This window comes from Mesorhizobium sp. M7A.F.Ca.ET.027.02.1.1 (genome assembly GCF_004022985.1).
Classification (GTDB): domain Bacteria; phylum Pseudomonadota; class Alphaproteobacteria; order Rhizobiales; family Rhizobiaceae; genus Mesorhizobium.
The window spans coordinates 1-7,086 of sequence record NZ_RZOL01000332.1 but is presented as its reverse complement, the minus strand read 5'-3'; the positions used below and the strand labels follow the sequence as shown (position 1 = coordinate 7,086).

Annotated in this window: 5 protein-coding genes; 2 read left to right on the top strand and 3 right to left on the bottom strand. The window is 63.5% G+C overall.

Features of this window, described 5'->3' with window-relative positions:
- Together EN749_RS27135 and EN749_RS27130 are read left to right on the top strand one after the other, a co-directional pair.
- Positions 1–573, top strand: a 573-nt coding sequence (locus EN749_RS27135) for a fatty acid desaturase (protein WP_189367723.1), incomplete at its 5' end; no start/stop codon positions are given.
- A 91-nt stretch (positions 574–664) separates the two neighbouring features.
- Complete coding sequence (locus EN749_RS27130) at positions 665–1,492, top strand: PhnD/SsuA/transferrin family substrate-binding protein (protein WP_128364326.1); 828 nt, start codon at positions 665–667, stop codon at positions 1,490–1,492.
- Here the strand turns inward: EN749_RS27130 and EN749_RS27125 are convergent.
- The 3 genes from EN749_RS27125 to EN749_RS27115 are packed head-to-tail and all read right to left on the bottom strand — an operon-like array spanning position 1,457 to position 7,028.
- Complete coding sequence (locus EN749_RS27125) at positions 1,457–2,812, bottom strand: Xaa-Pro peptidase family protein (RefSeq protein ID WP_128364325.1); 1,356 nt, start codon at positions 2,810–2,812, stop codon at positions 1,457–1,459. The two genes, EN749_RS27130 and EN749_RS27125, sit on opposite strands and share 36 nt — an antisense overlap.
- Before the next feature lie 9 nt (positions 2,813–2,821).
- The gene (locus tag EN749_RS27120) at positions 2,822–5,392 is read right to left on the bottom strand and encodes an FAD-dependent oxidoreductase (RefSeq protein ID WP_127810209.1); all 2,571 of its coding nucleotides are present in this window, start codon (positions 5,390–5,392) and stop codon (positions 2,822–2,824) included.
- Positions 5,393–5,450: 58 nt separating this feature from the next.
- Positions 5,451–7,028 (bottom strand): trimethylamine methyltransferase family protein, encoded by a 1,578-nt coding sequence (locus EN749_RS27115; protein WP_127810210.1) that lies wholly within the window; start codon positions 7,026–7,028, stop codon positions 5,451–5,453.
- Positions 7,029–7,086: the final 58 nt, after the last annotated feature.

The following is a 7,086-nucleotide window of genomic DNA, read 5'->3' as shown; positions in this document are numbered from 1 at the left end:
TGGCTGTCCTGCGTCGGCTTCTTCATCGACGATGCCAAGCAGGTGATCGCCGGTGACAAGGCGATCCGCAAGGCCTGGCTGCTGCATGCGATCGGCCTTGCCGTCGTGATGCCGATCGTGCAGTTCGGCTTCGGCATCCCGCTGTGGCTTTACATTCTGGTGCCGGTCTGGCTCGGCCAGTCGCTGATCTCGATCCGTACTTTCGCCGAGCATCAATGGTCGGAACATCCGGAAGGCCGCACGGTCATCGTCGAGCGCTCGCCGCTGTCGTTCCTGTTCCTCAACAACAATTTGCACTTCGTCCATCACAAGACCCCGACCGTGGCCTGGTACAAGCTGCCCAAGCTGTTTCGCGACCGCCGTGAGGAATGGCTGCGGATGAACAATGGCTATGCCTATCCCAACTATTTCGCGCTGATCAAAGCCTATGCGTTCAAGGCGAAGGAGCCGATCGTGCACCCGGTGCTGCGGCGTCAAGCCGAGCCGGGCAGGGCCTTCAAGCCGCGCATCAGGGCGCGCAGCATCAGCGGACTCGGCAGTGCGCCGGTTCCCGCGGAGCCGCCGAAGGAATAATTCCGGTCTACCCGGAATCCGTGTCGGCCAATTCTGATTGGGCGCCGCGTTTTTGCGATCATTTTTCCAGACATGATGATTTGATATCGGCATGAGTGAATTGGTTGCGGCGTTGCCGATGTATGACTGGCCCGAAATGCGCGGCGAGGTCGACGCGCAATGGATGCTGTTGCGCGACGTGTTTCGGCAAAAGGGTATCGACGCACCGCAAACCATCGTGCGGCGCAATGGAGACCTGCCGCCGGTGCCGGGCGGTATTCGTGATGCTGCCGGTGCATTGATCGCACCCGACCCAGTGACATTGCCGCCGGACGAACTCGATTTTCACAGACTGTGGCTGCACCCGGCGCTGCTGTTCGCGCAGACCTGCTGGGGGCCGATGGAACTCGGCCTGTCCAGGCATGTGCAGGTGGTTGCCCAGCCAAGCTACGACGCCTACGAAGGCGGGCAGGGCGAGCTCTATTCCAGCGCCATCGTCATGCTGGCGGATGGCGCGCCGTCGGTTGCCTCGCCCAATGACGGCAGCCCGCTGATCCCACTAGATCGGATCCGCGGCAAGCGCTTCACCTTCAACAGCCTCGATTCGATGTCGGGGTTCCTCGGTTTGACGCGCGACCTGGAGGCGATGGGCGAGAGCCTTGACCTCTTTGCCTCGCGCAGCGAAAGCGGTGGGCACCGTTCCTCGATCGTCGCAATTGCAGAGGGCAAGGCCGATATAGCGGCCATCGACTGCAAGAGCTGGGCACTGGCGCAGCGTTTCGAGCCGGCGGCGAAAAGGGTGGCGGTCGTTGGCTGGACCGGACGGCGCAAAGGCCTGCCCTACATCACCGCCGCAGGGACACCGGAAAAGACGGTTGGGGCGTTGCGCGAGGCCATTGCCGGGCTAGCCGAGCAGTCTCTTATCCAACGGGTAGGTTGAGAGCTGTTCGTTGCCCGTCTCGGTGATCAGTATCTGTTCCTCGATCTTGACGCCTTCGCGCCCGCCAAGCCTGCCGATATAGCTTTCCACGCACAGCACCATGCCCGGTTCCAGCACGCCGTCCGGAGTGTCCGATGTCCAGTCGCTGGCATGCGGCAAGGTCGGGTATTCATCGGCCAGGCCGACGCCGTGATAGAGCACGCCGTAGCGCGTCGGGAAGCAGTCGCCGGGCGGCACCGCCGAGCGTTCGACGAGGTCGCGAAACGAGATGCCTGGCTGCATCAGTGCCGTGTTGTGCCCGATCTGGTCGGCAGCGATGCGGAACAGGTCGCGCTGTTCGCTGGTCGGCTTTCCATCGCCGCACAGCCATGTGCGCGACAGGTCGGCGCAGAAGCCGTAGGGGCCGATCAGGTCGGTGTCGAAGGCGACGAGATCGCCAGCCTCGATCTTGCGCGACGAGCATTCCTGGAACCACGGATTGGTGCGCGGGCCTGACGTCAGCAGTCGCGTCTCGATCCATTCGCCGCCGCGCGCGATGTTGCCGCGGTGCAGTTCCGCCCACAATTCGTTTTCGGAAGTCCCCGGCTTCAGCGCTTGTTCCATCTCGCCCATCGCCGCCTCGCAGGCGACGATCGCGCGGCGCATGGCGAGGATCTCGTCGGGTGATTTGATCAGCCGCGCGTTCTCCATCAACGCTTCGCCATTGCCGATGGAAATGCCGAGGCGAGCCAGCTCCTCGACGCCTTCCGGATTGATATGGTCGACGGCGATGCGGCTGTTGCCGCCGCCATGCTCTTTCACCAGATCGGCTATTCCTGCGGCCCAGCGGCGGACCTTTTGCTCGGTCAACTCACCGCCATAGAGATACATCCACGACACTGCCGGTCGCACTTCGTCGACGACGCCGGAATGATCGGACAAATGCTCGCAGGAGAAATAGTCGAACAGCACCACCGGCCCCTCCGCGGCGACAAAGCAATGCCGCGTCGGGTTGTGCGCCACCCATAGCTGCATGTTGGTGCTGTCTGTGGCGTAGCGGATGTTGACGGGATCGTAGAGCACGGCGCCGGCATAGCCGCGGCGCCTCAGCTCGGCGCGGATGCGCTCCAGCCGGTATTGGCGCATCGCCGCCAGATCGGGCGCGGCAATGCCCGCCGCGGCCCATTCAGCCTCGGCCTGCGCACCGTAGCCCAGCACATGCTGGTTGAGCGAAGCCGCCTTCTGGCGGGAGGCGTCGCGCAAGGCTTCGATCGAGTCGGCTTCGAACGGCATGATCTTGCGATGCCGGCCAAAGCTGCCCTTCGGCCCCGCGTTGTCCATGGTCGAAACTCAGGTCCGCATCTTCTCGCCGCTCGGATCGAAGGGCGCTTCGACATTGATGCGGGCCGGGCGCCGGTGACCGAGGATCTCGATCTCGAACAGCCCGGCACTTTCGTCCTCGGCAAGCGCTGCGGGGACGTAGCCCTGCGCCATCGACTTCTGCACATAATGCGCATAGCCGCCTGACGTGACCCAGCCGACCACGCGCCAGTCACCGTCGACGATACCCCGCACGGCGGAAGCGCCTTCGGTAGCCTTGGAGCCACGTATTTCCTTGCCGCCCTCGTCGAAGCGGGGCGCGCCATAACCATGCGGCTTTTCAACCGTGCCATAGTCCTTGCTGACCTTGGCCCAGATCGGCTCATCGCCCATGACATCGGCGTCGGTGGCATCGACGATGAAGGAGACGCGGCGCAGCTTTGGCCCCTCGGCCTGTTCCTTGGCAGCGGCCTCGCGGCCGATGAAGTCGTTCTTCTCGAGCTTGATGAAGCGGTCCATCGCGCCTTCGAACGGTCCATAGATCGGCCGCAACTCGCGGAACCAGGTCGGAAAATTCTTTTCGAGGCGCATGGAGAGCAGCGCGCGCATGCCGAAATCGACAAGGCCGAATTCCTCGCCTGCGTCCTTGATCGCTTTGTAAACCAGGCGCTCGTAGGCCGGTGCCATCCAGATTTCATAGCCGAGGTCGCCGGTGTAGGTGATGCGGTTGACCATGCAAGGCGCCCCGCCAACCGCCATCTCGCGGAAATCCATGAAGCGGAAGGCTTTTGTCGAGACATCGACATCGACCAATTTCTGCAGCAAGTCACGTGACTTCGGCCCTGCGATCGACAGGCCGACCAGCGTCTGGTCGAAGCGGTGGATGCGCACCGTTCCGTCCTTCGGTAGATGCTTCTCGAACCAGCGCATGTGGTATTTCTGCGCCGCCGAGGAACCCCAGATCATGAAGCGGTCTTCTGCCGCCTTGGCGATGGTGAAGTCGCCAATCAGCTTGCCGAATTCGTTGAGCATCGGCGTCAGCACGATGCGGCGGGTCTTCGGCATGCGGTTGGTCATCAGCCGGTTGAGGAAATCCTCGGCTGCGGGTCCCGAGACTTCGTATTTGGCAAAATTGGCGATCTCGGTGACACCGACACGCTCACGCGTGGCGCGCACTTCCTCGCCGATCGGCCCAAAATCGTTGGAGCGGTGGAAGGAGACGATATCCCTGGGTTCCTTGCCTTCAGGTGCGAACCAGAGCGGCGTCTCAAGTCCCCAGCTGTCGCCCATGACGGCATTGTTGGCCAGCATCGTGTCGTAGAGCGGTGTCGTCTGCGCCGGGCGTGCTGCCGGGAGTTCCTCATTGGGGAAGCGGATGGAGAAGCGGCGCGAATAGTTTTCGCGCACCTTGGCGTTGGTGTAGCGCAGGCCGGCCCATTCGCCGAAGCGGGTGACATCCATGCCCCAGACGTCGAAGCCGGGATCGCCATGCACCATCCAGTTCGACAGTGCGAGGCCGACGCCGCCGCCCTGGCTGAAGCCGGCCATGACGGCGCAGGCGCACCAGAAATTGGTCAGGCCCTGCACCGGGCCGACCAGCGGGTTGCCGTCGAGCGCGAAGGTGAAGGGGCCGTTGATGATCTGCTTGATGCCGGCTTTCTCGATGCCGGGGAAATGCTTGAAGCCGATTTCCAGCGACGGCGCGATGCGATCGAGGTCCGGCGGCAGCAATTCATGGCCGAAATCCCACGGCGTGTTGACCGGCGACCACGGCTTGCAGGCTTTTTCATAGGTGCCGAGCAGGATGCCGTTGCGCTCCTGGCGGGTGTAGATCTCGCCCTTGAAGTCGAGCACGCCGATCATCTCGCGGCCCGTCGACTTGTTGAATTCCTCGACCTCCGGCATCGGCTCGGTCAGCAGATACATGTGCTCCATGGCCAGCACCGGCAGTTCGACGCCGACCATGCGGCCGATCTCGCGCGCCCACAGGCCGCCGCAATTGACGACATGCTCGGCCTTCACCGTGCCTTGTTCGGTGACGACGTTCCAGGTGCCGTCGACCTCCTGTGTCAGTTCCACGACGCGGTTGCGCAGCACGATCTCGGCGCCGAGTTTTTTCGCCGCCTTGGAGTAGGCGATGGTGGTGCCGGACGGGTCGAGATGGCCTTCGACCGGGTCCCACATGGCGCCGACGAAATTGGTCTCGTCCATCAGCGGGAACATCGCCTTGGCCTCGGAGGGGGTGATCAGCTCGGTGTCCATGCCGAGATAGCGGCCCTTGGCATGGGCAAGGCGCAGGAAGTCCATGCGCTCGGGCGTGTCGGCCATCATCACGCCGCCGGTCAAATGCAGCGAGCAGGACTGGCCGGATATCTCCTCGATCTCCTTGTAGAGCTGCACCGTATAGGCCTGCAGCTTGGCGACGTTGGGGTCGCCGTTCAGCGTGTGGAAGCCGCCCGCCGCGTGCCAGGACGAGCCGGAGGTGAGCTCCGAGCGCTCGATCAGCATGATGTCGGTCCAGCCGGCCTTGGCCAGGTGGTAGAGAACCGAGCAGCCGACGACGCCGCCGCCGATGACAACCGCTTTTACGTGAGATTTCATCAAGATAGGTCCGTTTTTGCGTAAACTGAATCAGATGGGGTGGTCGGCGGGGAGCCGATCAAAAATCGGTCGGCGCGCCGCCTTCGGACCGGCGCTTGGCGACGAAGGCGTTGAGTTCCTCGCGGATGGCCGGGTCCATGTAAGGCTCCTCATAGGACGCCAGCCGCTCCTTCCAGACCTTGTTGGCCTTTTCGAGCGCCGTCGGCGAGCCGGCTTCCGCCCAGGTCTCGTAATTGCGCCAGTCGGACAGGATCGGCGAGTAGAAGGCGGTCTTGTAGCGGTCCTGCGTGTGCTGGGTGCCGAAGAAATGGCCGCCGGGACCGACCGACTGGATGGCGTCGAAGCCGAGTGCCTCGTCGGAAAGATCGAGTGGGGTCAGGAATTCGGCCACCATCTGCAGCAGGTCGATGTCCAAAATGGTCTTCTCGTAGGAGCAGCGCAGGCCGCCTTCGAGCCAGCCGGCGGCATGCATCATCAGATTGCCGCCGCCCTGGATGGCGCCCCACAGCGAGAACACGCTTTCATAAGCCGCCTGCGCGTCGACCGTGTTGGCGGCGCAGGTGTTGGAGGTGCGGTAGGGAATGTTGTAGCGGCGGGCAAGCTGGCCGCCGACGAGCTGCGCCTTCATGTATTCCGGCGTGCCGAACGCCGGCGAACCGGACTTCATGTCGACATTGGAGGTGAAGCCGCCATAGCCGACGGGTGCGCCCTTGCGCACCATCTGGGCGAAGGCGATGCCGGCAAGCGCCTCGGCGTTCTGCTGCACCAGTGCGCCGGCGATGGTGACAGGCGCCATGGCGCCCGACAGGGTGAACGGCGTCACGACGACGACCTGGCCCTTGCTCGACATCTGGATGATGCCTTCCATCATCGGCACGTCGAGCTTGAGCGGCGAATTCGTGTTGATGATGGTGAAGACGGACGGCTCTTCCAGCATCTGCTCGTGGCTGATGCCGCGCGCGATCCTGGCGATCTCGATGCCGTCGACATTGCGTTCCTTGCCGAGCGAATAGATGTGGAACACCTTGTCGGTGAGCACGCTGAGATCGCGGATGCATTCGAGGTGGCGGACGGACGGATGGATATCGGTCGGCTCGACCGGGTAGCCGCCCGTGCAGTTCAGGATGTTGTGCATCTGCGCGAGCTTTAAGAAATTGCGGTAGTCCTGCTGGTTGCCGGGCCGGCGGCCGCGATCGATGTCGGAGCAATTGGGCGCCGACGCCATCATCGAGATGATCACATTGTTGCCGCCAAAGCGCACATTGTGCGCTGGATTGCGGGCATGGATGGTGAACTCCGACGGGCAGTGCGACACCAGTTCGAGGATCATGTCGCTGTCGAAACGCACCCGCTCGCTGCCGTCGCGCACATCGGCGCCATGCGCCTTCATGATGCTGCGGGCCTCGTCATGCAGCACGTCGACGCCGATTTCCCTGAGCACGCGCAGGGAGGCGAGGTGGATCGATTCCAGCTCGTCGTCGGAGACCAGCCTAGTCGGCGTCAGCGGGTTTTTCAGCTGGCGGAAAGCCGGCTGCTCGAACGCGGCCGAGCCGCCGGCGCGCTTTCCGGCGCGGCCGCCGCGACGGGCGCGGTCGGTGGCCAATGCCGGTTCTGAGGGTTGTAGGGCGGCGGTCATGAATGGTCCTCGTAGGATGCGATAGCGGGCGGCATAATGGACCGGCGGCTGTCCAGCC

Bases quoted from the DNA above. Each gene is read 5' to 3' on its own strand.
- EN749_RS27130 (WP_128364326.1), top strand. From the start codon at position 665: ATGAGTGAATTGGTTGCGGCGTTGCCGATGTATGACTGGCCCGAAATG.
- EN749_RS27125 (WP_128364325.1), bottom strand. From the start codon at position 2,812: ATGGACAACGCGGGGCCGAAGGGCAGCTTTGGCCGGCATCGCAAGATC.
- EN749_RS27115 (WP_127810210.1), bottom strand. From the start codon at position 7,028: ATGACCGCCGCCCTACAACCCTCAGAACCGGCATTGGCCACCGACCGC.
- EN749_RS27120 (WP_127810209.1), bottom strand. From the start codon at position 5,392: ATGAAATCTCACGTAAAAGCGGTTGTCATCGGCGGCGGCGTCGTCGGC.